Annotated in this window: 21 protein-coding genes and 1 tRNA gene; 9 read left to right on the top strand and 13 right to left on the bottom strand. The window is 61.5% G+C overall.

Annotation, left to right across the window (positions count from 1 at the left end):
• Positions 1-270 precede the first annotated feature (270 nt).
• Together HX821_RS11335 and mug are read left to right on the top strand one after the other, a co-directional pair.
• The gene (locus HX821_RS11335) at positions 271-657 is read left to right on the top strand and encodes a MarR family winged helix-turn-helix transcriptional regulator (protein ID WP_003207888.1); all 387 of its coding nucleotides are present in this window, start codon (positions 271-273) and stop codon (positions 655-657) included.
• Positions 658-1,018: 361 nt separating this feature from the next.
• Positions 1,019-1,534 carry a G/U mismatch-specific DNA glycosylase gene (mug, locus tag HX821_RS11330; protein ID WP_177035754.1) on the top strand — a complete coding sequence of 172 codons (516 nt, stop codon included), beginning with the start codon at positions 1,019-1,021 and terminating at the stop codon, positions 1,532-1,534.
• Here the strand turns inward: mug and HX821_RS11325 are convergent.
• Positions 1,521-3,566 (bottom strand): prolyl oligopeptidase family protein, encoded by a 2,046-nt coding sequence (locus HX821_RS11325; protein WP_177035753.1) that lies wholly within the window; start codon positions 3,564-3,566, stop codon positions 1,521-1,523. The genes mug and HX821_RS11325 overlap by 14 nt on opposite strands.
• A gap of 152 nt (positions 3,567-3,718) precedes the next feature.
• Between HX821_RS11325 and HX821_RS11320 the strand changes: the two genes are divergently transcribed.
• Positions 3,719-3,982, top strand: coding sequence for an Ada metal-binding domain-containing protein (locus HX821_RS11320; protein ID WP_177035752.1), 264 nt, complete (start codon positions 3,719-3,721; stop codon positions 3,980-3,982).
• Positions 3,983-4,047: 65 nt separating this feature from the next.
• Here HX821_RS11320 and HX821_RS11315 read toward each other — a convergent pair.
• Positions 4,048-4,123 (bottom strand) — tRNA-Asn (locus HX821_RS11315).
• 176 nt (positions 4,124-4,299) lie between these two features.
• Between HX821_RS11315 and HX821_RS11310 the strand changes: the two genes are divergently transcribed.
• On the top strand, positions 4,300-5,682 hold the full coding sequence (locus tag HX821_RS11310; protein ID WP_177028901.1) for a glycerophosphodiester phosphodiesterase family protein: 1,383 nt from the start codon (positions 4,300-4,302) through the stop codon (positions 5,680-5,682).
• 42 nt (positions 5,683-5,724) lie between these two features.
• On the opposite strand, the gene HX821_RS11305 is transcribed toward HX821_RS11310, so the two are convergent.
• The 3 genes from HX821_RS11305 to HX821_RS11295 are packed head-to-tail and all read right to left on the bottom strand — an operon-like array spanning position 5,725 to position 9,301.
• On the bottom strand, positions 5,725-6,957 hold the full coding sequence (locus tag HX821_RS11305) for a CaiB/BaiF CoA-transferase family protein (RefSeq protein WP_003216714.1): 1,233 nt from the start codon (positions 6,955-6,957) through the stop codon (positions 5,725-5,727).
• Positions 6,958-6,983: 26 nt separating this feature from the next.
• Positions 6,984-8,513, bottom strand: coding sequence for a 3-hydroxyacyl-CoA dehydrogenase (locus HX821_RS11300; protein WP_177035751.1), 1,530 nt, complete (start codon positions 8,511-8,513; stop codon positions 6,984-6,986).
• 2 nt (positions 8,514-8,515) lie between these two features.
• Complete coding sequence (locus tag HX821_RS11295) at positions 8,516-9,301, bottom strand: enoyl-CoA hydratase (RefSeq protein WP_010175990.1); 786 nt, start codon at positions 9,299-9,301, stop codon at positions 8,516-8,518.
• Between the two features lie 263 nt (positions 9,302-9,564).
• On the opposite strand from HX821_RS11295, the gene HX821_RS11290 reads away from it, so the two are divergent.
• The 4 genes from HX821_RS11290 (at position 9,565) to HX821_RS11275 (ending at position 14,198) form a co-directional block, all read left to right on the top strand.
• Positions 9,565-10,422, top strand: coding sequence for an IclR family transcriptional regulator (locus tag HX821_RS11290; protein WP_008433245.1), 858 nt, complete (start codon positions 9,565-9,567; stop codon positions 10,420-10,422).
• Positions 10,423-10,491: 69 nt separating this feature from the next.
• The gene (locus HX821_RS11285; RefSeq protein WP_177022149.1) at positions 10,492-11,646 is read left to right on the top strand and encodes an acyl-CoA dehydrogenase family protein; all 1,155 of its coding nucleotides are present in this window, start codon (positions 10,492-10,494) and stop codon (positions 11,644-11,646) included.
• A gap of 182 nt (positions 11,647-11,828) precedes the next feature.
• Complete coding sequence (locus HX821_RS11280) at positions 11,829-13,103, top strand: MFS transporter (protein WP_003216727.1); 1,275 nt, start codon at positions 11,829-11,831, stop codon at positions 13,101-13,103.
• Between the two features lie 168 nt (positions 13,104-13,271).
• Complete coding sequence (locus HX821_RS11275) at positions 13,272-14,198, top strand: GGDEF domain-containing protein (protein WP_003216729.1); 927 nt, start codon at positions 13,272-13,274, stop codon at positions 14,196-14,198.
• A 21-nt stretch (positions 14,199-14,219) separates the two neighbouring features.
• Here HX821_RS11275 and HX821_RS11270 read toward each other — a convergent pair whose 3' ends face one another.
• From HX821_RS11270 to HX821_RS11240, 7 genes are all read right to left on the bottom strand, one after another.
• Positions 14,220-14,981 carry a TenA family transcriptional regulator gene (locus HX821_RS11270; RefSeq protein ID WP_218167984.1) on the bottom strand — a complete coding sequence of 254 codons (762 nt, stop codon included), beginning with the start codon at positions 14,979-14,981 and terminating at the stop codon, positions 14,220-14,222.
• A 79-nt stretch (positions 14,982-15,060) separates the two neighbouring features.
• Positions 15,061-17,523 (bottom strand): EAL domain-containing protein, encoded by a 2,463-nt coding sequence (locus HX821_RS11265; protein ID WP_177035749.1) that lies wholly within the window; start codon positions 17,521-17,523, stop codon positions 15,061-15,063.
• A gap of 75 nt (positions 17,524-17,598) precedes the next feature.
• Positions 17,599-19,419 carry an ABC transporter ATP-binding protein gene (locus HX821_RS11260; RefSeq protein ID WP_003216734.1) on the bottom strand — a complete coding sequence of 607 codons (1,821 nt, stop codon included), beginning with the start codon at positions 19,417-19,419 and terminating at the stop codon, positions 17,599-17,601.
• Positions 19,412-20,047, bottom strand: a complete 636-nt coding sequence (locus tag HX821_RS11255) for a DsbA family protein (RefSeq protein ID WP_008433236.1) — start codon at positions 20,045-20,047, stop codon at positions 19,412-19,414. Before HX821_RS11255 ends, HX821_RS11260 begins: the two co-directional genes overlap by 8 nt.
• A gap of 3 nt (positions 20,048-20,050) precedes the next feature.
• Positions 20,051-20,995 (bottom strand): rhodanese-related sulfurtransferase, encoded by a 945-nt coding sequence (locus tag HX821_RS11250; RefSeq protein ID WP_003216738.1) that lies wholly within the window; start codon positions 20,993-20,995, stop codon positions 20,051-20,053.
• Between the two features lie 274 nt (positions 20,996-21,269).
• Positions 21,270-21,563: a BolA family transcriptional regulator gene (locus tag HX821_RS11245; RefSeq protein WP_003216739.1), complete on the bottom strand. Its 294-nt coding sequence runs from the start codon at positions 21,561-21,563 to the stop codon at positions 21,270-21,272.
• Positions 21,564-21,569: 6 nt separating this feature from the next.
• Positions 21,570-22,088 carry a DUF2059 domain-containing protein gene (locus HX821_RS11240; RefSeq protein WP_003216742.1) on the bottom strand — a complete coding sequence of 173 codons (519 nt, stop codon included), beginning with the start codon at positions 22,086-22,088 and terminating at the stop codon, positions 21,570-21,572.
• Between the two features lie 193 nt (positions 22,089-22,281).
• Between HX821_RS11240 and HX821_RS11235 the strand changes: the two genes are divergently transcribed.
• Positions 22,282-23,670 (top strand): class II fumarate hydratase, encoded by a 1,389-nt coding sequence (locus HX821_RS11235; protein ID WP_003216744.1) that lies wholly within the window; start codon positions 22,282-22,284, stop codon positions 23,668-23,670.
• On the opposite strand, the gene HX821_RS11230 is transcribed toward HX821_RS11235, so the two are convergent.
• A complete protein-coding gene (locus HX821_RS11230) occupies positions 23,667-24,623 on the bottom strand; it encodes a DMT family transporter (protein WP_177035748.1) in 957 nt (318 codons plus the stop codon). The genes HX821_RS11235 and HX821_RS11230 overlap by 4 nt on opposite strands.
• Positions 24,624-24,810 lie beyond the last annotated feature (187 nt).

Raw genomic sequence — 24,810 nt, 5'->3', positions numbered from 1 at the left:
ACCGAACAGCGCTTCCCTCCTGCCCCGCCCGTCTGTGTTCCGGGCCAACTGCACTGACATCCGGTCAAAATAGAGGCATATGCCACGATATAGCGTTTAGTGGCATACGCAACTAATTTGTTGCAGCATGTGTCAATATTCATCTTGCCGGATTAACGTTCGGTTAACCCTTGATCTGTAGCGAGTGATCAGCCTGTGAAATGCGCACCGCCTGTCCTGAATAGCCCGAGCACCTGTTCCAACGGAGCCGTGCGGCGCGCGTCCCGTCGTATGGCGCAGATCTATGACGAGGCGTTTGCGCCGTTTGGTCTGAAGGCCACCCAGTATTCGCTGATGAACCACATCGCCAATGGGGACGCTCCGAAGATGCGCGACCTGGCGCAGTCGTTGGTGATGGATTTGTCGGCCTTGGGGCATACGCTCAAGCCGCTGGTGCGGGATGGGCTGGTGGTGTTGCGGGTGGATGAGTTGGACCGTCGCAGCCGGCGGGTGCTGTTGACCGACGCGGGGCAGCGTAAATACGAAGAGGCGCGGGTGGTGTCCAGGCAGATGGCGGTCCGGTTTGATGAGGTGTTTGGGGCTGAGGCGGCTTGCGAGTTGCGTAAGGCCATGGACTTTATTGCGTCTGATGAGTTTGCTCGGGCGTTGTTGGGTTAGGGGGTATATCGGTTATTTAGGTAATGGCTGATATTGGTTCCGCTCTTGCCGGCATTACTCCGCGGGCCGCCCAAGATCAAAATCAAGAGCGGGCACAGTCAAATGTGGGAGCGGGCTTGCTCGCGAAGGTCGTCAACGATGACGCTGGCATCCTGATTCAACGCGGCGTTCTCGGTTTTTTCGCGAGCAAGCCCGCTCCCACATAAAGCAGCTCTGCTGTTGACCTGCGGGCCCCGTTAACCATGATGGCCGCTGTAAAGATAGCCTGAACAGGTTCACAGGGTATCCCGACTAACGCGATACGCCAGACCGCCCCTGTGTTTTTCCCAACGTCGTGAAAGACACTTGCCTGAGACTCAGCATGAACGAAACACTCGAAGACATTCTGACCAAAGACCTGGCCGTGATTTTCTGCGGCATAAACCCGGGGCTGAAGGCCGCCACCACCGGGCATCACTTCATGGGCAGGAGCAATCGGTTCTGGCGCACGCTGCACCTGGCCGGGTTTACGCCCCATGAAGTGCAGCCGGAGAACGACCTCACGATCCTGCAATACCAATGCGGGCTGACCACGGTGGTGGAGCGGCCTACGGCCCGGGCGGACCAGTTGTCGGCGGATGAATTCAGGGCGGCGGCGGCGGGTTTTGAACGCAAGATCGCACGTTATGCGCCACGGTATGTGGCGTTTCTGGGAAAGGCCGCCTATAGCGCGTTGAGCGGGCAGAAGCAGATTGCCTGGGGACTTCAACCGCACACCTTGGGGTGTGCGGCGGTGTGGGTTCTGCCCAATCCCAGCGGCAGGAACCTTGGGTTTACGCTCGACCAATTGGTGCAGGCGTACCAGCAATTAAGGCTGGCGACACTCAGTCCCGATTAGAACTCAACTTCTCCCACAAAAACCTGTAGACCAGCGCACTCATATGCGCAGCCTGCGCATTGTCTGCCGCCCCGCCGTGCCCACCTTCGATATTTTCGTAGTACGTCACGTCCTTGCCGGCCTCGATCATCTTCGCCGCCAGTTTGCGGGCGTGGGCTGGATGCACCCGGTCATCGCGGGTCGAGGTCAGGAAAAACACCGGTGGGTAGGCCTTCGCCGGATCGAACAGGTGGTATGGAGAAAACGTCTGGATGTACGCCCACTCTTCAGGTACGTCCGGGTTGCCGTATTCCCCCATCCACGACGCCCCGGCCAACAGGAGGTGATAGCGCTGCATGTCGAGCAAGGGCACCTGGGAGACGATTGCACCGAACAGTTCCGGGTATTGAGTAAGCATATTGCCGACCAACAGACCACCGTTGCTGCCACCCTCCGCGCCCAGGTGTCGGGGCGAAGTAATCCCACGGTCGATCAGGTCACGGGCCACTGCGGCAAAATCTTCGTAGGCGCGCGGACGGTTCTGCTTGAGTGCGGCCTGGTGCCAGCGCGGGCCGTATTCACCGCCACCGCGAATGTTGGCAACCACGTACACCCCGCCCTTCGAAAGCCAGGCGCGGCCTGCCTTACCGGAGTAATACGGGGTCAGGGAGTATTCAAAGCCGCCGTAACCATAGAGCAAGGTCGGCGCCGTGCCGTTGCGCGGCAGGTCTTTGCCGAGCACCAGGAAATACGGCACACGAGTGCCATCCCTGGAGACCGCAAAGTGCTGCTCGATCACGTGCTGGCTGGAATCGAAAAAGGCCGGCAGGGTTTTCAGTACCTCGGGCGGATGACCGATCTCGGCCAGCGACAAGGTGGTCGGCGTCAGGTAGTCAGTGGTCACCAGCCAGACGGCATCACTGTCGTCGCTGTCCACTGCGCTGGCACCCACCGTCCCCATGCTCGGCGCCCCGGTGAACGGGCTGTGCTGCCAGCCGTTCGCGCCGGGAGTGAGGACGCTGAGGCGGTTCTTGACGTGATCCAGTACGTTCAGCACCAGGTGATTCAGCGTCCAGAAAAACCCTGCCAGCGAGGTGCTGTCCGTAGGGGTGAACAGCACCTCGAAATCCCGCTGGCCTGCCATGAAGCGATCAAACCGGATCGCCAGCAACGAGCCGGCCACGAACACCTCATCGAGCGTCCAGTCCTCCCGCAGTTCCAGCAGCAGCCAGTCTTTGTACACCGACTTTTCCGCCGAGTTCGGCGCGTCGATTTTGCTTAACTGGTTGTCGCTGCCCCGCAGGTACAGCTCGTTGTTGTAGAACGCCAGCGTGCGGCTGACGAAGTCACGCTCGTAGCCGGGCGTGTCGTCGTGCATCGCCGCGATGTACATATCATCCAGCGCGCCTTCATAGACAAGACTGGCGGCACTCAGCGGTGTACCGCGCTGCCACTGCTTGACGATGCGCGGGTAACCGGAACGGGTCATCGACCCTTCACCAAAATCGGTATAGACATAGACGTTGTCACGGTCGATCCAGCCCAGGCCGCCCTTGGACTCGGGCAACTGGAAGCCGTCTTCGACCCAGGTCTTGCTGGCCAGATCAAACTCGCGGGTGACATTCGCATCGGCGCCGCCACGGGACAGCGCCAGCAGGCAGCGCTGGTAGTCCGGGCGCAAGAAATCAGCACCGTGCCACACCCAGTTTTCGCCTTCGGCGGCGTTCAGTGCGTCAAGGTCCAGCAACGTTTCCCAGGCAGGCTGGGGCTTGCGGTACTCCGCCAGCGTGGTGCGACGCCACAGGCCCCGCGGGTGGGCGGCGTCCATCCAGAAGTTGTAGTAATAGGCGCCGACCTTATCGACGTAGGGGATGTTGCTGTCCGAGTCCAGTATCTCCAGCACATCGGCCTTGATCTGCTTGAAGCTGTCGGAGCGGGCGAGCCGGTCTTCGGTCCTGAGGTTCTGGGCGCGTACCCAGTCCAGTGAACGCGTGCCGTCGACGTCTTCAAGCCATTGGTAGGGATCGTTGGACGTTTCGGGAAGTTTTGACATGTTCGAATCCTGTCGAAAAGCAGAAATGGATAGCGTGCCCGACTTTGAGCCTTTTTGAGTGATAAAAAAAGCAAGAAACCGGGTGTGCCAGCCGATCTGATCGGCGATACATGGCGGAGGTACCGCAGGCTGCTACGGCAGGAGGACAGGCGATGGCTGACAAAAACGTGTGGATGCTGATGGGCGCAGACGCAAGCCCCTTCCCAAGCCTCGAGCCGGGAACGCTGGGCGGTCACCGTCGCGGCAAGCGCTATGGAAAGCTCGACTGTCGTGCGGCGCTGGGAGCCATTGCGCGTGGCGGCTACGTGAAAAATCGCGTGTTTTTTCTCGATGAAGCGACGGCTGTCGCCGCGGGATTTCGTCCTTGTGCGGTGTGCATGCCTGCCGAATATCGCCTGTTTCGAGGGCACGCCTGAATCGAGTGTCCGGGACAAATTCCAGGCAAAAAAAAGCCTGCATCGCTGCAGGCTTTTTTACTATCTGGCTCCACGACCTGGACTCGAACCAGGGACCCAATGATTAACAGTCATTTGCTCTACCAACTGAGCTATCGCGGAATGCGCCGTATGTTACTGATTGAAAAGGAGAAGTCAAGCATTCAGTGAGATTTTTGCTTCACCCCAGGTGCGCCGCGCTGGAAAATCACCACGCCACTTCCTGTCACGACGCTGTCATACGTCAACGCCAACATCCGCAGATACCCCGCCCCTACCCTCTTCTTGAAGGACGACACATGCACACTCGCTCAGGCCCGCCAGCGGTAAAAACCCTGCTTGCCCGTTTTATCGTTATCGGATGCAGCCTGACGGTGAGCGCGTGTGACAGTGTGACCAGGAGCGCGCCTGTCGCGCCTGCTTCGTTCAAAACCCTGGACGGTGCACCGCCGCTGGTTATCGGCCATCGCGGCCTGCCAGGACTGTACCCGGAAGAAACCCGGGCCTCCTACGAGCATGCAGCCGACGCTGGTGCGGATTCGCTGGAGCTGGACCTGCACATGACCAAGGACTGTGTATTGGTGGCCCGGCACAATCCCTGGTTGAGCGACAACACCAACATCAGCGACGTCGCGAAGACCAATCCCGAAGTTGCACGCCGCAAGCGCACGGTGCCGGGTGTACTGGTTAACGTCAGGTATCCGGCCACTGCAGAAAATGGCCCGGCCCAGTACCTGAGTGATCTGACTGACCCCAACGATCCAAAATCCGTGTTGAAGTCCTTGATCGTGGATGGCGAAGACCATACCAACGACTGGTCAATCAGCGATTTCACCCTGGCCGAACTCAAGCAATGGATCGGCGGCACGACGTACGACGCCCGCGACGAGCGCCCGACCGAACTCAACGGCAAGCTGCCGATCCTGAGTTTCCAGGAAGTGATCGACATCGCGAAAGCCAAAAGCGCCGCCACTGGCCGCGTGATTACCACCTACCCGGAAAGCAAGAACCCGATCTGGAACAATGCCCAGGCCATCGCCAACGGCTGCGGCGCGCCGGGCAGTCATCCGTTCGAAGCGGCGTTTCTCAAGACCCTTGAAGACAACAACCTCAATCGCAAAGACGCGCCGGTGTTCGTGCAGAGCTTCGACCCGAACAGCCTGAAATACCTGCGCTCCATCGGCCTGCAAACCAGGGCGGTTCAACTGGTGGATGGGAACGGGGTGAACTTCAAGACCGGCGAGACCATTTTCATCACCGACAAACCCAACACCTTCGTCAGCGGCCGCCCCTACAGCTGGACCGTCGCCGGCGACCCACGCGCCTTTGGTGCGATGCTGACCCCGGCCGGGCTGGCCGAGGTCAAGACCTATGCCGACGGCATCGGGCCGTGGAAGCCGCAAGCGATGTTGCTGACCACCGCTTCAGCGCAAAACCCCGGCTTGCCCGAGGTCGACACTGTCAAGCCCACCAGCCTGATCAGCGATGCGCACAAGGCCGGCCTGTTCGTGCATATTTTCACCTTCCGCAACGAAGCCAAATACCTGGCCGGCGCCTACAAGGGCAGCCCGGCGGCGGAATACATGGCCTTTTTCCGCGCCGGTGTTGACGGTGTGTTTACGGATTTCACGCCGACTGCCGTTGCGGCCCGAACTGCCTACCTTAAAGAAGTCGCGCGCTAAAAAGTCGTGCGTAAAGATGGCGGCCTTATGGGCCGCCATCCTTCAGTCAAGTTGCTCAATCACCCCTCCTGCCTTGAGCTGCCCCAGCTGCTCTGCCGACAACCCGAGGCGCTCGCCCAGTACCTCATCGGTATGCTGCCCCAACATCGGCGCCGGCCTTACATACTCTACCGGCGTGCCTGACATCTTGATCGGGCTGCCGACCATCTCGAACTGCGGATTCCTGGGGTGCGGGATCTTCACCATCAACCCACGGGCAATCACCTGCGGCTCTTCCAGGGATTGCGCGATGTTGTTGATCGCCCCCACCGGTACTTTCGAGGCGTGAATACTCGCCACCCACTCGTCCGCCGTGCGCCCCAGGAAGTGCGCCGACAACAGTTCGACAATCTCCGCCCGATGCGCAACCCGATCGGCATTGCGCCGAAAGCGCGGGTCTTCCGGCAGGTGCGGCAAACCGATGCTGTGGCACAGCGCTACAAACTGGCTGTCGTTGCCGCAGGCAATAATGAAGTCGCGGTCGGCGGCGCGGAACACCTGGTACGGCACGATGTTGGCGTGGGCGTTGCCGAAACGCTGCGGCACCTTGCCCGAGGCCAGGTAGTTCATGCTCTGGTTGGCCAGGGTTGCCACTTGTACGTCCAGCAGCGCCATGTCGATGTGTTGGCCAACGCCGGTGCGTTCGCGGCTGAGCAGCGCGGCCTGGATCGCGACGGTGGAATACAGGCCGGTCATCAGGTCGGAGAACGCCACGCCGACTTTTTGCGGGCCGCCGCCGGGCAGGTCGTCGCGTTCGCCGGTGATGCTCATCAGGCCGCCGATGCCCTGGATGATGAAGTCGTAGCCGGGTTCTTCGGCGCGCGGGCCGGTCTGGCCGAAGCCGGTGATGGAGCAGTACACCAACCGTGGATTGATCTCGGCCAGGGTCGCGTAATCCAGGCCATAACGCGCCAGGGAACCGGCCTTGTAGTTTTCGATCAGTACGTCGGAGCTGGCCGCCAGGGCCCGCACCAGTTCCTGGCCTTCGCTGGTGGCCAGGTCAATGGCCACGGATAGTTTGCCGCGGTTGGTGGACTGGTAATAAGACGCCTGCCCGGATGACTCGCCGGTGTCGGTCTTCATCCACGGCGGGCCCCAGCCGCGGGTATCGTCGCCACTCTGTGGCCGTTCGATCTTGATCACTTCCGCGCCGAGGTCGGCCAACACCTGGCCACACCAGGGCCCGGCCAATACCCGGCTTAAGTCCAGCACCCGCAAACCTGTCAATGCACCCATTATTCTTGTCCTGTGATGAATCGAAATCAGCCGACTGCCGGCTCTTCATGACGCAGGGAAATCCCCAGCACGGCACGCCGCCGCAGCCAGGGGCTGGGGCGATAACGTGGGTCGTGGGTGAGTTCGCTCATGCGTTGCAAAATCGTGAGGATGCGCCGTGGCCCGAGGGCATCGCCCCAGGCGAGCGGGCCTTGTGGATAACCCAGGCCGAGTTGTACGGCCTGGTCAATGTCGTCGACGCTGGCGATGCGTTGCTGGGCAATGTCGCAGGCCAGGTTGACCACCATCGCCAGGGTGCGCTGGGCAACGAAACCGACGCTGTCGCTGATCACCGTCACGCCTACACCGTCATTGGCGAGCAGCGCGTGGGCGGCGTCGCGGCTGGCGATGGACGTCAGCGGATTTTGCATCAGGGTGCGGTGGCGCGACAGGTTGGTCAGCAGGTCGATGCACAGGGTGCGCGCCGGGTCGGTATGGAAGCGCTCGCTGGCCGAGGTGGCGTCGAGGCCGTAGGGCGCCAGCAGGCACAACGCTTCAGGCGAAGGCTGCGCCGCGCTTTCAAGGTGCGCGCCCAACTCGATCACCAGGGCGCTGAGGCGCTCGTAGTCTTCGGCGTTTTCGGTGGCGATCCATACCGGCGGGAATTGCTTGATGGAAGGCACCGGCTGCGGCTGCGGGCCGTCCACCACCTGGCCATTTTCATAGCGGTAGAAGCCCTGCCCGCTCTTGCGCCCGAAGCGTCCGCCCACCAGCATCTGGCGGGTCAGGGGCGATGGTTTGTAGCGCGGGTCCTGATAGAACTGGTTGTAGATCGACTCCATCACCGGGTGGGAAACGTCGAGCCCGGTGAGGTCCAGCAGTTCCAGCGGCCCCATGCGAAAGCCTGCGCCTTCACGCAGGATACGGTCGATGTCGCCGCGCTCGGCAATGCCTTCATCGAGCATCTTCAAGGCTTCGGTGCCGTACGCACGGCCGGCGTGGTTGACGATGAAACCCGGAGTGTCCTTGGCGCGCACGCCGCGATGGCCGGTACGGGCGACGAAGGCCAACAGGTCATCGCCGACCTTCGGTGCGGTGGCCAGGCCGTCGATTACTTCGACGACGCGCATCAACGGTACCGGGTTGAAAAAGTGCAGCCCGGCGACCCGCTCAGGGTGCCGGCAGCCGGTGGCGATGGCCGTGACCGACAGCGACGAGGTGTTGGTGGCGAGGATGCACGCCGCGCTGACCACACCTTCCAGCTGCTGCAACAGGCCGCGCTTGGCGTCGAGGTTTTCGACAATGGCTTCCACCACCAGGTCGCAGTCGTGCAGCGCCTCAATGGTGGCGGCGACTTGCAGGTTCGCAAGCGCAGCGTCCACCGCTGCCTGGGTGATCTTGCCCTTGGCGGCCAGCTTCGAGAGCGTGGCGCCGAGGTTATCCCGAGCGGTTTGCGCAGCACCGTCGCGGGCATCGAACAAGCGCACCAACACGCCCGCCTGAGCGGCAATCTGTGCAATCCCGGCGCCCATCACGCCGGTGCCTACCAGGCCCATGATCTTGATTGAATCATCCATTGTCATTCCCCCAGGTAGTTCGCGGTGCGTTTTTCGAAGAACGCCGCGGCGCCCTCCTTCTGGTCTGCCGAATCGAACAGCAGTTGAAAGGCCTTGCGCTCCAACACCAGCGCGCTTTCCAGCGGCAGGTCGGCGCCGGCCAGCATCACTTCCTTGATCTGTTCCACCGCCAGTGGCGGCAAGGCGGCGATCTGCGCGGCCAGTTCCAGGGCGCGGGGGATGGTCTGGTCATCGGCCACCACTTCGCTGAGCATGCCCATGGCCAGGGCTTCCGGGGCCTTGACCATGCAGCCGGTCAACGCGATGCGCATGGCCTGGAACTTACCCACGGCGCGTACCAGGCGCTGGGTGCCACCGGCGCCCGGCATCAGGCCCAACTTGACCTCGGGCTGGGCGAAGCGCGCCGATTCCCCGGCGACGATCAGGTCGCAATGCATGGCCAGCTCACAACCGCCGCCCAGGGCAAACCCGTTCACCGCGGCGATCACCGGCTTGGGGCAGCGGCTGATGGCTTCCCACAGGTATTCGGTGTGGCGGCGATACATCTCGATCGGGCTGGCGCTGGCGAATTCCTTGATGTCGGCACCGGCCACGAAGAACTGGTCGCCGCCGGTGAGCACGATGGCGCGCACATCACGGCGTTTGGCCAGGGCACGAAAGTGCTCGGCCAGCTCTTCGCGAACCTGGGCGTTCAAGGCGTTTTTCACTTCGGGACGGTGGATGCGTACCACGGCGACGCCATTGTCCTGGACGTCGAGGTGCACTACGGGTTGGTCGAGGCTGGCCACAAATTCTCCTGCTGCAATGTTCTTGTTAGTTCGGATATCGCAAGTTTCGCTATGCGAAACAACATTCCGTATTTAGCGATAATCATAAGGACCGAGTCGCCGTGATGTAAACGTAAAAACCTGACCCTCCGATAAATCGGGCTATAACTCGTTGTTTAGACGAGTTTTATTAAACAAAAAGACAACGCCACGCAAAGTTGATTAGTTTCGCTGTGCGGAATACAATTTTGTTTTGTTGATTTTCTAAAAAAAGGGGGACTAACATGCGCCGTCGAAACCTGGACCCGAACACACCCGAAACACCTGCCGGCAACCACGCCTTCGAGCACTTGCTGATCGATCCGATGAATGCCGACGAGGAAGAAGACAAGGACCGCCAGTTCGTCACCGCCCTGGCCCGAGGCCTGGAATTGCTGCGCTGCTTCACCCCCAGCGAAAGCGTGCTGGGTAACCAGGAGCTGGCACGCAAGACCGGGCTGCCAAAGCCGACGATTACGCGGATGACCCACACGCTGACCCGCTTGGGCTATCTCAAGCACCTGCCGCAGTCAGGCCGGTATCAGCTGGATGTGGGCGTGATGGCATTCGGTTACGCGATGCTGTCGAACCTGTCGGTGCGGGCCGTGGCCCATCCGCTGATGGAGACGATGGCCAAGTACGCCCAGGCCGCGGTGGCGATGGCCACGCGGGACCGCCTGGACATGGTTTACCTGGACGTGGTCCAGGGTGAAGCCAACATGACCATGCGCCGCCAGGTCGGCACACGGTTGCCGTTGCACTTGAGTTCCGCAGGCCGCGCCTGCCTGGCAGCGATGCCGGAAAACGAGCGGGAATTTATCCTCGACCATATCCGCCAGCGTCATCTGGAGGACTGGCCGGGCATCAGGAAGGGCCTGGAACGTGCCTTCCGGGATTACACCGATTTCGGCTACTGCATGTCGATCGGTGAGTGGCACCGCGATGTAAACGCCATCGCCGTACCGCTGCTGCATGCACAACATGGGCTGCTGACGTTCAACTGTGGCGGACCGAGTTTTCACCTTTCCCGGGAGAAACTCGAGGACGACATCGGGCCCCGTCTCAAGCACATGGTGAACAACATCGAGGCCGCCGCCCGCTAGACAGATCGGTGCAAGGCCTCGGCAGATTGACGACAACAGGCCCGCCGAACGGGCCGCTGAGGAATGCACATGATCCGAGACCCCGAAACGCTTCATCTGTTGCTGGAAACCCTGCAGCAGTTCGTCAACGAGGCGCTGATCCCCCGGGAAAACGAACTGGCCGAGACCGATGACGTCCCGGCGGATATCGTCAGCCAGTTCCGCGAGCTGGGCCTGTTTGGCCTGACCTTGCCTGAAGCCTACGGCGGCCTCGGGCTGACCATGGAAGAAGAGGTCAACGTGGCCTTCGAACTGGGCCGCACCTCGCCGGCATTTCGTTCCTACTTCGGCACCAACAACGGCATCGGCTCCATCGGCATCCTGCTGGACGGCACCGAGGCGCAGAAGCAGCACTACCTGCCAAAACTCGCCAGCGGTGAACTGCTCAGTTCGTTCTGCCTGACCGAGCCGGACTCCGGCTCCGACGCCGCCTCGCTGAAAACCACGGCGGTGCGCGACGGTGACTACTATGTCATCAACGGCACCAAGCGTTTTATCACCAACGCCCCCCACGCCGGGATCTACACGGTGATGGCCCGTACCAACCCGGACATCAAGGGCGCGGGCGGCATCAGTGCATTCATTGTCGAGCGCAACACCCCCGGCCTGTCCCTGGGCAAGCGCGACCACAAGATGGGCCAGAAAGGCGCCCACACGTGCGACGTGATTTTCGACAACGTGCGCGTACCGGCCGACCAACTGATCGGCGGCGTCGAAGGCGTGGGGTTCAAGACGGCGATGAAGGTGCTCGACAAGGGCCGCCTGCACATCGCCGCCGTCAGCGTCGGGGCCGCCGAGCGCATGCTCAACGATGCCCTGAACTACGCCTTGGAGCGCAAGCAGTTCGGCCAGCCGATCGCCGAGTTCCAGCTGATCCAGGCGATGCTCGCCGACAGCAAGGCCGAGATCTACGCCGCCCGCTGCATGGTGGTGGACGCCGCGCGCAAGCGTGACGAAGGCCTGAACATCGGCACCGAAGCGTCCTGCTCGAAAATGTTCGCCACGGAAATGTGCGGCCGCGTGGCCGACCGTTGTGTGCAGATTCACGGCGGTGCCGGGTATGTGAGCGAGTACGCCATCGAGCGGTTCTATCGCGATGTGCGCTTGTTCCGCCTGTATGAAGGCACTACGCAGATCCAGCAATTGGTGATCGCCCGCAACATGATTCGCGAGGCCAAGCACTAAACCCCGGGAACAACACAAAACCCATGTGGGAGCTGGCTTGCCTGCGATGCAGACAACTCGGTCTGGCAGTAACACCGCGGCGATGCCATCGCAGGCAAGCCAGCTCCTACAGTGACCGTGTTCCAACCGCATTACCGCAACACCCATAACTTGTGCCCTAACAACTACAACAAGGTATCGCTATGGAAGTCGCCGCTTCGGCGGGTGCGTTGTCGCCCGCGCAAAACAAACTGTGGATCATCGTATTCATCTTCTGCTTCCTCGGCCTGCTGATCGACGGTGCCGACTTGATGCTGCTGTCCTACAGCCTCAGCAGCCTCAAGGCCGAGTTCGGCCTGACCAGCGTCGAAGCCGGCAGCCTGGGCAGCTTCACCCTGGCCGGGATGGCCATCGGCGGGATTTACGGTGGTTGGGCCTGTGACCGTTTTGGCCGGGTGAAAACCGTGGTCTGGAGCATCGTGCTGTTCTCCGCCGGCACGGCGATCCTGGGCATGACCCACAGCTATTGGCAGTTCGCGAGCACCCGTTTCTTCGCGTCCCTGGGCCTCGGCGCGCTGTATGTCGCGTGCAACACCCTGATGGCCGAATACGTGCCGACCCGCTATCGCACCACCGTGCTCGGCACCTTGCAGGCCGGTTGGTCGGTTGGCTACATCGTCGCCACCCTGCTCGCCGGCTGGATCCTGCCGAACCACGGCTGGCGCTGGTTGTTCTACGTGGCGATCATCCCGGTGATCCTCGCCGTACTGATGCAACGCCTGGTGCCGGAGCCGCAAGCCTGGATCAAGGCCCAGGCCGAACGTGCCCGGGAAAAGGCCGAAGGCATCAAGCGCGTGTCGGCGAAGAAACCCGACGGCATGTTCAAGCTGATCTTCAGCGACCCGAAAGCCAGCCGCATGTTTATCCTCTGGGCACTGACCGCAGGCTTCCTGCAGTTCGGCTACTACGGCGTGAACAACTGGATGCCGTCGTACCTGGAAGGCGAGCTGGGGATGAACTTCAAGTCGATGACCAGCTACATGGTCGGCACCTACGCGGCGATGATTTTCGGCAAGATCCTCGCCGGGCTCGCGGCAGACCGCCTGGGCCGGCGCCTGGTGTTCGCCGTCGGCGCGTTGGGCACGGCGATTTTCCTGCCGGTGATCGTGCTGTTCCAGAGCCCGGACAACATCCTGTGGATGCTGATTGTGTTCGGCTTCCTGTACGGCATCCCCTACGGCGTGAATGCGACCTACATGACCGAAAGCTTCGAAGCGAAATTTCGCGGCTCTGCAGTGGGCGGCGCCTACAACATTGGCCGAATCGGCGCGGCGGTGGCACCGGCAGCCATTGGTTTCCTGGCGTCCCATGGCTCGATTGGCGTGGGATTCCTGGTCATGGGCGGCGCGTACTTTATCTGCGGCGTGATCCCAGCGCTGTTTATCCGCGACAAGCAGTTCGACCCGCAAAAACAATAAGCCCAACCCGGGGCCCGCGGCGACGCGGCCCCGGCTATAAGACGTGCGGCAGTTATACCCTTAGGCAAACCGGGCTAGACTGTACGTCAGTCCTACGGAACTGAAGGAACAGTACGACGCTCTCACCCAGCCTGTAAGACAGTTTTGTGCTTAGAGGCTCATTCGCTTATGAAAACACCGACCCAGACCAACGCAATTGACTTCGACAGCGCCAAATTGCAACGCCTGGGCTTTGGTCAGCCTTCCCTTCTTACACGACGCCCCGCGACGGTTGAGCAACTTCGCCAGCAACTGGGCATGCAATTGCAAACCAGCCTGGAGCCGGAGCATATCCTTGCGTTGTTCTTCCGCGAGATCCAACGCCTGGTGCCGCTGGACGCCCTGCAATACCGCCACGAAGCCAGCGACCTGCGCCTGGAGTACGGTCACCGCGGCCATCATTCGGTGAGCTATGCCCTCAGCCATGAAGGCGAGCACCTTGGCGAACTGGTGTTTCGGCGCAACCAACGCTTTCTCGAAGACGAACTGGCCAACCTGGAATCGCTGCTGGCCACCTTGCTCTACCCGATGCGCAATGCCCTGCTCTACCGTGCGGCGACTCGCAGTGCCCTGCGCGACCCACTGACCGAAACCGGTAACCGCATCGCCATGGACCAGACCCTGCAACGGGAAATCGACATGGCTCGCCGGCACCTGCAACCCCTGTCCTTGCTGATGCTGGACATCGACCACTTCAAGCACATCAACGACAGCCACGGCCATGCCACGGGCGACAAGGTGCTCAAGGCGGTCGCCGCCTCGATCAAGAGCCAGCTGCGCAATGTGGACATGGTGTTCCGGTTTGGCGGGGAAGAGTTTCTGATCCTGCTGTCCAACACCGGCCGGGACGCGGCATCGATGGTCGGCGAGCGCCTGCGCCAGGCGGCACAGGCCCAGGATTATTGGGCGGATGATGAGCGGATCGAATTGACGGTGAGCCTGGGTTGCTCGACCTTGCTGGCGGGAGAGTCCGCCGAGAGCCTGTTGCGCCGGGCGGACAGCGCCTTGTATGTGGCCAAGCGTGAAGGCCGCAATCGGCTGGCAATGGCGGGGTAATTTACCCCGCCATCACCCCGTTTACGCCTCGCTGGCAACCAGGGCCGGTTGTTTGCGGGGGGCGGCCGCCGACTTTTCCAGCTGCATGCAACGTTCCAGGAACAGGTACATGTAGTCGTAGCTCTTGCAGACCGCCTGGCGCAGCTCTACCTGCAGTTCCTTGGTCGGGTTCATGCCGGCCAGGGTGCAGATGATTTCCAGGGCTTCCCAGGGATGTGCGTCATCGTACTGGGCATGCATCTTCAGCCACTTCATCGCGCGCTTGCGGTCTTCCTCAGGGAAAGCCGCGGCATAGACGCCGGTGGAACACACCACGGCGGACCACTCCCCAGTGGCCCCCTCGATGGCGTAGTTGGTGGCGGCAATCGCGACAATCAGCGAATCGGCCGAGCTGGTGTGCCAGCACCAGTGGCTCAGTGCATGCAGCTCCGGCGGCACTTCCTGTGCCTGCAATTCTTCCAGGCTGACACCATGGGCGCGGGCCCAATGCACCCAATAATCGGCGTGGTTGAGTTCCACGCGAATATTGCGCATCAGCCAGCGGCGCGCCATGTCCTCCCCAGGATGGCGGGCAAATTTGGTCTTGGTGAGGTTCTGTGCCATGTACAACGCAAACTGTTCAACCACCGGCCAGCCACCAATCAGGTAGTGGCGCATGGTCTTGGCGCTGAGCTTGTTATCGCGCATGCGCTGGTACAGTTCGTGTTCGACAACGCGACGCTTGCTCTCGCTACAGTCCTGGATCAGCTGTTGCGCCCAGGCGGGGTAACTTGAGGCTTCCATAAGCGGGCCGGTTCTGTTGAATGTGTCGATCACTGTCGGGCTCCTTTTGATTTGTGATATGTACAGACCAGCAAATGTTTCATCGGAACGTGCCAGGCGCCTTGAATAACAGAGGCTGCGGTCGCACAGGTCGACACTGCAAACTATCAAAGGTAAACAACTGCGGTCGCTCGATCAGGTATCCCTGAGCGTAGTCGACCCCGATCTCAAGCAAGGCTTGTTCGATCTGGGGTGTCTCGACAAATTCGGCAATTGTGCGCTTACCCATGACATGACCGATGTGATTGATCACTTCGACCATAGCGCGGTTAATCGGGTCGTCCAGCATATCCTTTACGAAACTTCCATCGATCTTCAAGAAGTCTACAGGTAAATGTTTAAGATATGCGAACGAGGACATCCCGGCGCAGAAGTCATCCAGGGAGAAATGGCACCCTAACTCTTTGAGCTCGTTGATAAAACGAATCGCACTACCCAAATTCGCTATAGCGCTGGTTTCTGTAATTTCAAAACAAATCATTTCCGGTGGAATGCCATAGGCAATGAATTGCTCACGCAGGAACCCAAGAAAGTCCTCATCGCCGATGGTAGTGCCTGACAGATTGATCGCGCACATGGCCATGGGCCGGCCCGGGCGCTCACGCATGCAGCCCGCGATGATCTTGAACACGTTCTCCACCACCCAACGGTCCAGGGAGGTCATCAAGCCGTAACGCTCGGCGGCCGGGATAAAACTGTCCGGCAGGATGATCCGCCCCGCCTCGTCATGCAGGCGCAGCAGGATTTCGATATGCCCATCCCCCTGTTCGGTGTGCCCAAGGGGCGCGATTTCCTGGGCGTACAGGCAAAAACGGTTCTCTTCCAGCGCCATGTGCAGGCGCTGCACCCAGGCCATCTCGCCAAAGCGCAGGGACAATTCCGAGTCATCGGCGTGATACACCTGCACCCGGTTGCGGCCCTTTTCCTTGGCCATGTAGCACGCCATGTCGGCGGCTCGCAGGGAAGTCTCCAGGGTGGTCGGGGCGTGCGTGATGTGCACCAGGCCAATGCTCACGGTGGTGACAAACGGCCTGCCCTTCCACACAAAGTGCAGGCTCTGCACGGTGTGGCGCAGGCTTTCGGCGATTTTTTCCGCCACCGGCGCCGGGCAGTTCTCCAGCAGGATGCCGAACTCGTCGCCGCCCAGCCGGGCCAGGGTGTCACCTTCACGCAGGTCGGACTGCAAGAGCGCGCAGATATGCCGCAACAGTTCATCCCCCGCGGCATGCCCGCAGGTGTCGTTGACCAGCTTGAACTGGTCCAGGTCGAGGAACATCAAGGCATGGCGCCCGGTTTGCTGGCGCCCGACGTTGTGCAGCACCTGCTCCAGGCGGAACTCGAACTCGCGGCGGTTGGCCAGGCCGGTCAAGGCGTCGTGGGTGGCCTGCCAGGACAGGTTGGCGATGTACTGGCGTTCCTGTGTCATGTCGTGCAACACCAGCACCGCGCCGACGACTTTGCCGGCACTGCGGATCGGCGCGCCCACCAGGGTGACGGACACGGTGGTGCCGTCCAGGCGCTGGATCAGCTTGGAGTGCTCGCTGCCCCCACCGAGTTGGCCACCCAATATGTGTTCGATCAGGGTAAAGCCGTCGGCCTGGGCATTTTCGTCCAGCAGGTTGAACAGCGCCGCCAGCGGCAGCCCCTGGGCCTGGGAGGCTTTCCAATGGGTCAGGGCTTCGGCGGCCGGGTTCATATACGCAATGGCGCCGTCGACATCGGTGGTGATCACTCCGTCGCCAATCGACTCCAGGGTGATCTGCGCCCGCTCCTTCTCCAACTGGAGCGCGTCGGCAAACGCATGTCGCTGGGCCAGCAGCTTGTGGGTGCGCAACAGCGCCAGCACGATCAAGCCCAGTGCCGTGGCCAGGTTGGTCACCAGCAGCAGGCGCAGAATCATCCGCGAGCCTTCACCCAGGGCATCGCTGAAGGCTTTCGCGGCCGGCGTCACCCCGTCGTTGATCGCGAAGATCCGCTGCTTCCAGCGGTGTACGTCGCTGCTGCTGACCTGATTGGCCATGATCGCTCGGTGCATCTCCTGGGCCAGGTCGTCCAGTTGCACCAGGTAGCCATCGCCCACCGTCCACAGTTCGATGGCTTTTTCCAGGTAACTGAAATGGCGGAAGTTGAGGTACAGCCAGATCAGGCTGGAAACGTCGTCAGGGTGGTTACCGCCCTTGAGGATGCCCTGGCGCGCGGCAGGCAGGTCCGGCGTCGGGCGGTCCAGGGCCAGCCGCAGCTCATGCCCGCCCTGGGGTACGGCAATCGCGTTCTGGTATTTGAGGTAGGTGGCTTCGTCGCGGCTGTCGGCGTAGAGCGTCAGGTAAAAGATCGCGTCTTTCTGGCCCTTGGACCACAGGCTTTCGCCCGCCACATAACCGCGCACCGCCGAGAGTACGTAGAGACTGACGCAGCCTAACAATGCCTGGAACAGCACGACGGCGATAAAAGGCCACACAATGCCCAATAACCGAGGGGTTCCGAGAGTCTGCTTTTGCTTCATGAGGTCCCTTGCACATGCACAACTAAAATACGCACGCGAGTGAAAACCGCTCCTGATAGCTCAGCGTAGGCTAAATCACCGCACTTGTTGCAAGTGTCCGTAAAGTTTGGCGTACAAGCCACCATCAGCAATCAACTGCTGATGGTCGCCATCTTCGGCAATATGGCCGCCATCGAACACCAATACCCGATCCGCCTGTTTCACCGCCGACAGCCTGTGGGCGATGATCAAGGTGGTACGGCCACTGAGAAACCGCGCCAGCGCCTGGTGCAGGTTGTATTCGGTTGCCGCATCCAGGGCCGAGGTGGCCTCGTCGAGTATTACCACTTTCGGCTCCGCCAGCACCATCCGTGCAATGGCCAGACGTTGACGCTGCCCACCGGAAAAGCGCACGCCGGAGCGTCCGACCACGCTGTCCAGGCCCAGCGGCAGCGCCTTGACGGTCGCATCCAGCTGGGCAATTTCCAGCGCCTGCCAACAGGCCTGGTCGCTGCGCTCGCGGCCCATGGTCAGGTTGGCGCGCACCGTATCATTGAACAGTGCCGGGTGCTGCAGCACCACGGAGACATTCTCGCGAATCGTCTCCAGGCCGATTTCCTGCTGGGTCGAACCACCGAAGCGAATGCTGCCGGCCTGCGGCGTATACAGCCCCAGCAACAGTTGCACCAGGGTACTTTTGCCGCCGCCGCTGGCGCCGACAATCGCGACTTTTTCACCCGGGGCGATGTTCAGGTTCAACTGGTCCAGCACCAGTTCCTCGCCGTAGCCGAAATTCAGGCCGCGCACTTCGATGCCGACGGTCTCGCGTCCGGTAAACGGATCGGCACCGCCCGCGTATTGCGGTTCATCGGCGCGGGCCAGCAGTTCGTTGATCCGCGTCAGCGCCCCGCCCGCCGCGTAGTAGGCGTATTGCAGGTTCAGCAACTGTTCCACCGGGCTGATCATGAACCATAGGTAACTGAACACCGCGAGCATCTGGCCGATGGACAGGTCGGAAAACAGCACCGTCAGCATCGCCGCCGCACGGAAGATGTCGATACCGAACTGGAACAGCAAGCCACTGGCGCGGCTGGAGGCATCGCTTTTCCACTGGGAATTGACCGCAAAATCCCGCACTTCCTGGGCCCGCTGGCCCAGGCGACCGAGGAAAAAGCCCTGGCGATTGCCGGCACGCACTTCCTGGATCGCATCGAGGGTTTCGGTGAGCGCCTGGGTGAAACGCGATGTGCTGTCGTTTTCCAGCTTCTTCAGGTGCTTGACCCGCTTGCCCAACTGCACCGTGGCGTAGATCACCAGCGGGTTGAACAGCAGGATCAACAGTGCCAGCTTCCAGTGCATCCACATCAGGATCCCGGAGGTGCCTACCAGGGTGAGCATCGCCACCAGGAACCGGCTGAGGGTCTCGCCGACGAATTTGTCCACCGTGTCCAGGTCGGTGACCAGGTGCGTGGTCACCGTGCCGCTGCCCAGGCTTTCGTATTCGCTGAGGGAAATGCGCTTGAGGCGCTCGATCAGCCGCACGCGAATGCGATAGACGATGTCCTTGGCCAGCCGCGCAAACAACCGCGCCTGCAGCACGTTGAACACCAGGGCGCCGCAACGCAACAGCAACGTCACCAGCAGCATCAGGCCGATATAGCCGGCGGCCTTCTGCCAACCCAGGGGCAATGCGTGGTTCATCACCTTCAGTGCCGCATCGCCATGGCCCAACAGCACTTCGTCCACCAGCAACGGCAGCAGCAATGGAATCGGCACGCTGCACAAGGTTGCCAGCACGGCGACGCCATTGGCGATCCACAGGGATTTCTTGTGATGCAGCGCCAGGCGGCGGACTTCCGCCCAGGTCAGCCGGTCGACACGCTTGGGTTGCTCAACGGGATCGGGCTGATCATGCACAGGCAGCTCGCTCCAGCCAGCGGCTCAGCAGCGGCGCCAATTCGGACAGCGGCTGATAGCCGTTGGTCAGCAGCGCCAGTTGCCCATTACGCTCCGCCAGCAAGGTCGGGAAACCGGCGATGCCCAGGTCCTGGACCCAGGTGAAATCCGCCGCGGTGGCCGCGTGCTGGTCGGCGCGGTCGAAAGCTTCGGCGAACTCGATACGCGGCACGCCGGCGGTCTCGGCCAGTTCCACCAATACGTCGGCGCGGGTCACGTCGCGCCCTTCGACGTAGAACGCCTGCTGGATCAGGCCCAGCAGTTTCCAGGCGCAATCCGGCGCCAGGCTGCGGGCAGTGACCACGGCGCGGCAAGCCGGCTCGGTGTCGTAGACAAAACCATCAGGCAGTGCACCTTCACGCTTGAACGGCTGGCCGGTGGCGTCGGTCACGGCCTGCCAATGCTCAAGAATATAGCGCCGGGTCGTCGGCTCCAGCGCCGCGCCACTGCCGGTGCGCAAGCCGCCCACCACCAGGTGCAGCTCCACGCCTGCGGCCTGGGCCTGCTCAACCAGCGCCTTGGCCACCGGGGCGAAACCCCAGCACCAGGAGCACATCGGATCCATTACATAGAGCAGGCGTGCGGACATGGCTCAGGCCTCGGAGGATGGGGATTGCTTGTAGTTGTAGCCAATCGGGTGCGGCATATTGCGGGCCTTGGCCAGTTCAATCTGCTTTTGCCGGTCGATCGCGCTGCGACGGGTCTTCTCTGAAAGCTTATCCCAGCAATGCGGGCAACTGATGCCAGCTACATAGTGTTCGGATGCACGGTCCTCGACGCTGACCGGTGTGCGGCAGGCATGACATTGATCGTAGTCGCCTTCGCTCAAGTCGTGGCGCACGGTCACGCGATTGTCGAACACAAAGCAATCGCCCTGCCACTTGGTTTCTTCCTGCGGCACCTCTTCGAGGTACTTCAGGATGCCGCCCTTGAGGTGATACACCTCGTCGAAACCCTCGCTGAGCATATAGCTCGAGGCCTTTTCGCAACGAATGCCGCCGGTGCAGAACATGGCGACTTTCTTGTGTTTGGCCGGGTCGAAGTTGGCTTTGATGTAGTCGGGAAATTCGCGGAAGCTGGTGGTCTTCGGGTCGATCGCGCCTTCAAAGGTGCCGATGGACACTTCGTAGTCGTTGCGGGTATCGATCAGCAGCACTTCAGGGTCGCTGATCAGCGCATTCCAGTCCTGCGGCTCGACGTAGGTGCCGACTTTCTTGTTCGGGTCGACGCCTTCGACGCCCAAGGTCACGATCTCTTTCTTGAGCTTGACCTTGGTGCGGTAGAACGGCTGCTCGTCGCAGTACGACTCTTTATGGTCGATGTCGTCCATGCGCGGGTCGTTCTTGAGCCAGGCCATCAAGCCATCAATGCCTTCGCGGCTGCCGGAAACGGTGCCGTTGATGCCTTCTTCGGCAATCAGCAAGGTGCCTTTGATGCCGTTGTCGACCATCGCCTGCAGCAGTGGCTCGCGCAGGGCGACGTAATCTTCGAGGGTGACGAACTTATACAGTGCCGCCACGACAATCGGTTGAGTCATGGGTGTTCTCTCCAGGTGGCTACCCTCGTAAAGGGTGAACCGGATGCAAAAAAAACGCGCCGACTGAGCGGCGCGTTGCGGATTCTAACAAAAATGGCGACGATTATGGACCGCCTCTTACTGTGGCGAGGGAGCTTGCTCCCGCTGGGCTGCGGAGCGGCCCCAACCAGGCAGTTGCAACCTTTCAGAAAGATCGCGGTGATTGGCAGAAGGGCTGCTGCGCAGCCCAGCGGGAGCAAGCTCCCTCGCCACATCACGCTGATGTGCCACAGTGTCAGTGACCGCCGGCGCAGGTCGGCGAGGCCGGGGCTGCGTCGATTTTCGCCCATTCTTCAGGCGTGTAGGTATGCAGCGCCAACGCATGGAATTCGCTCATCAGGTCACCCAACGTGGCATAGACCTTCTGGTGGCGCTTGACGCGGTTGAGGCCCTCGAACTGCTGGCTGACCAGCACGGCCTTGAAGTGGGTCTGCAACCCACGGCTGTGCATATGGCTTTCATCCAGCACGCTCAAGTGTTCCGGGCTCAGGGCGACGAGTGCCGATTCGATACGCTGTTGCATGGTCATTCCTGTTTACTTCTTCTTGGCCGGGGCCGGGGCTTTTGGCGTCAGCTCGTTGGTCATGTCTTCCAGCAGCTTGTTCACCACAGGTACCGCGCTTTCCAGCTTGGCCTGGGTCATCTGGGCCGATTGCTGGGTCAGCTGGGGCATTTTCTCCAGGACTTTCTTGCCCAGTGGCGACTGGTAGAACGCAACCAGGTCCTTGAGCTCGGATTCGCTGAAGTTGTCGGTGTAGAGCTTGATCATGTCCGGCTTGAGCTTGTTCCAGCCGATGGCCTGGTCCAGGGCGGTGTTGGCCTTGGCCTGGTAGGTGTCCAGGACGGTTTGCTTGGAAGCAGGCGCCTTGGTCTGCTCGAAACGCTGGGCGAACATTTGTTGCACTTGCATGTACACCGGGGTACCCAGCTTGTCGGCATGGGCCAGGGTAAGGAAGGCTTCGGCACTGGCGTTGTGGCTGGCGGTATCGGCAAAAACCTGGCCGCTGGCACATACCAGAGCAACCGCGGTACAGATGGCACGAAGACGAGTCATCGAGTTTCCTTTTCTAGCAGGCGAGGTAAGACCCCAAGGGCGCCCATTCTGCGCCTAAAAAACGCCGCGGCTCAACCCCACGCCTTGTGGGGCCTGGTTTTGCGGGGCTTAATCCGATGAAAAGTCTTTTAAGGGAACCCCACCGGGCGATCAGGGCCTAAACTGCGCAAACGAACCTGAAGGAGTGTGCCCGATGAGCCGTATCGAAACCGACAGCCTGGGAGAAGTGCAAGTCCCGGATGACGCTTACTGGGGCGCGCAGACCCAACGCTCGCTGGTGAACTTCGCCATCGGCGACCAGCGCATGCCCCTGGCTGTGTTGCACGCCCTGGCCCTGATCAAGAAGGCTGCGGCCCGGGTCAACGACCGCAACGGCGACCTGCCCGCCGACATTGCCCGGTTGATCGAACAGGCCGCCGACGAAGTGCTCGCCGGCGAACACGACGACCAGTTTCCCCTGGTGGTGTGGCAGACCGGCAGCGGCACCCAGAGCAACATGAACGCCAACGAAGTGATCGCCGGCCGTGCCAACGAGCTGGCGGGCAAGCCCCGTGGCGGCAAGAGCCCGGTGCATCCCAACGACCACGTCAACCGTTCCCAGAGCTCCAACGACTGCTTCCCCACCGCCATGAGCATCGCCGCCGTGCAGGCCGTCACCGAGAAGCTGTTGCCGGCGATCCGTGAACTGTCTGGTGGTTTGGCAGAGTTGTCGGCGCGCCACATGAAGCTGGTGAAAACCGGCCGCACCCACATGATGGATGCGACGCCCATCACCTTCGGCCAGGAAGTCTCGGCCTTTATAGCGCAACTCGACTACGCCGAACGCGCGATCCGCAGCGCCCTGCCCGCCGTGTGTGAACTGGCCCAGGGTGGTACTGCCGTTGGCACCGGGCTCAATTCACCCCACGGTTTTGGCGAGGCGATTGCCTCGGAATTGGCCGCGCTGTCGGGCCTGCCGTTTGTCACCGCACCGAACAAATTCGCCGCGCTGTCGGGCCATGAGCCGTTGACCACCCTGCACGGCGCCTTGAAGACCCTGGCCGTGGCCCTGATGAAAATCGCCAACGACCTGCGCCTGCTGGGCTCCGGCCCGCGTGCCGGGCTGGCGGAAGTCAAGTTGCCGGCGAATGAACCGGGCAGCTCGATCATGCCCGGCAAGGTCAACCCGACCCAGTGCGAAGCGCTGTCGATGCTGGCCTGCCAGGTGCTGGGCAATGACGTGACCATTGGCTTCGCCGCCAGCCAGGGCCACTTGCAGTTGAACGTGTACAAGCCGGTGATCATCCACAACCTGCTGGAATCGATCCGCCTGCTGGCCGACGGTTGCAGCAACTTCCAGGAGCACTGCATCGCCGGCCTGGAACCCGACGCCGAGCAAATGGCCGCGCACCTTGAGCGTGGCCTGATGCTGGTGACTGCGCTGAACCCGCACATCGGCTACGACAAGTCCGCCGAGATTGCCAAGAAGGCCTATGCCGAAGGGCTGACCCTACGGGAAGCGGCGCTGAAGCTGGGCTATCTCACGGACGAAGAGTTCGACCAGTGGGTGCGTCCGGAAAACATGCTGGAAGCTGGTCATTAAGACGCCAATCGTGCACGCCGGGCCCTGAGCCCGGCGAACAGCGACGGCGCCAACGCCACGGTCGCAGACCCCAGCACCACCAACACGGCACCGCCGTAGCCGAGGGCATTGATGTCTTCGGCGTGCACATACTCGGGCCACATCCAGGCGGCCAGCGCTACCGCTACGAAGGTCACCAATGGCGTCAGCGCCAGGGTGGCGCTGACCCGCGAGGCTTCCCAGTGGGCCAGGGCTTCAGCGAATGCGCCGTAGGCAATCAGCGTATTGAAACAGCAGGCCAGCAGCAGCCAGCCTTGCAGCGGGCTCAGTTGCAGCGCTTCCATCGGGTGCGCCCATGGCGTCAGCAAGAGCGCGCAGGACAGGTAGATCACCATCATCACCTGCAACGAATTCCATACCGTCAGCAACTGCTTCTGGCCCAGGGCGTAGAAGGTCCAGATGGTGGTGGCCAGGAGAATCGTCAGCACCCCGGCGGTGTAGCTGCCCAGGGAGGTCAACAACTCGGTCAGGCGCTGGTTGAAGAACAGGCCGAAGCCGATGATCAGCACCAGCAGGCCCATGCCCTGCCCGAGGCTGAAGCGTTCCTTGAACACGAAGACGCTGGCGATCATCAGGAAGATCGGGCCCACCTGTACCACCAGTTGCGCGGTGCCGGGGCTCAGCAGTTTGAGGCCGACCAGGTAGAGCACGTAGTTGCCCATCAGGCCGCACACGGCGATTGCTACCAGCCAGCCACCTTTTGGTCCGAGGGAGCGCCAACTGGGCAGGCGCCTTACGGCGGCGAGATAGATAAACAGACAACTGCCGGAGACGACCAGGCGAAACCAGGTGACGGTGACGGGGTCCATCACCTGCAAGACCTGTTTGAGTTTGATCGGCAGAATGCCCCAGAGCAGCGCGGTCAGCAGGGCCAGGGATAAACCGTAGATCCAACGGCCCGATGAGATGTGCATGAGTGCCCCGAATGCCTGAGGTGGAGGAGGTGCATTCTAGGGGGATGTGAACGGATTGGGATACGGTGCTGATCAAATGTGGGAGCGGGCTTGCTCGCGAAGGCGGTCTATCAGCCAACATTTTCATCGACTGCCCCGCCGCATTCGCGAGCAAGTCGAATCGTCGCACCGCCACTCCCACACTGAG

The organism is Pseudomonas sp. B6001 (assembly GCF_013386015.1).
Lineage (GTDB): Bacteria > Pseudomonadota > Gammaproteobacteria > Pseudomonadales > Pseudomonadaceae > Aquipseudomonas.
Note: the sequence above shows the minus strand (reverse complement) of the source record. Positions and strands in the feature narration are given on the sequence as shown.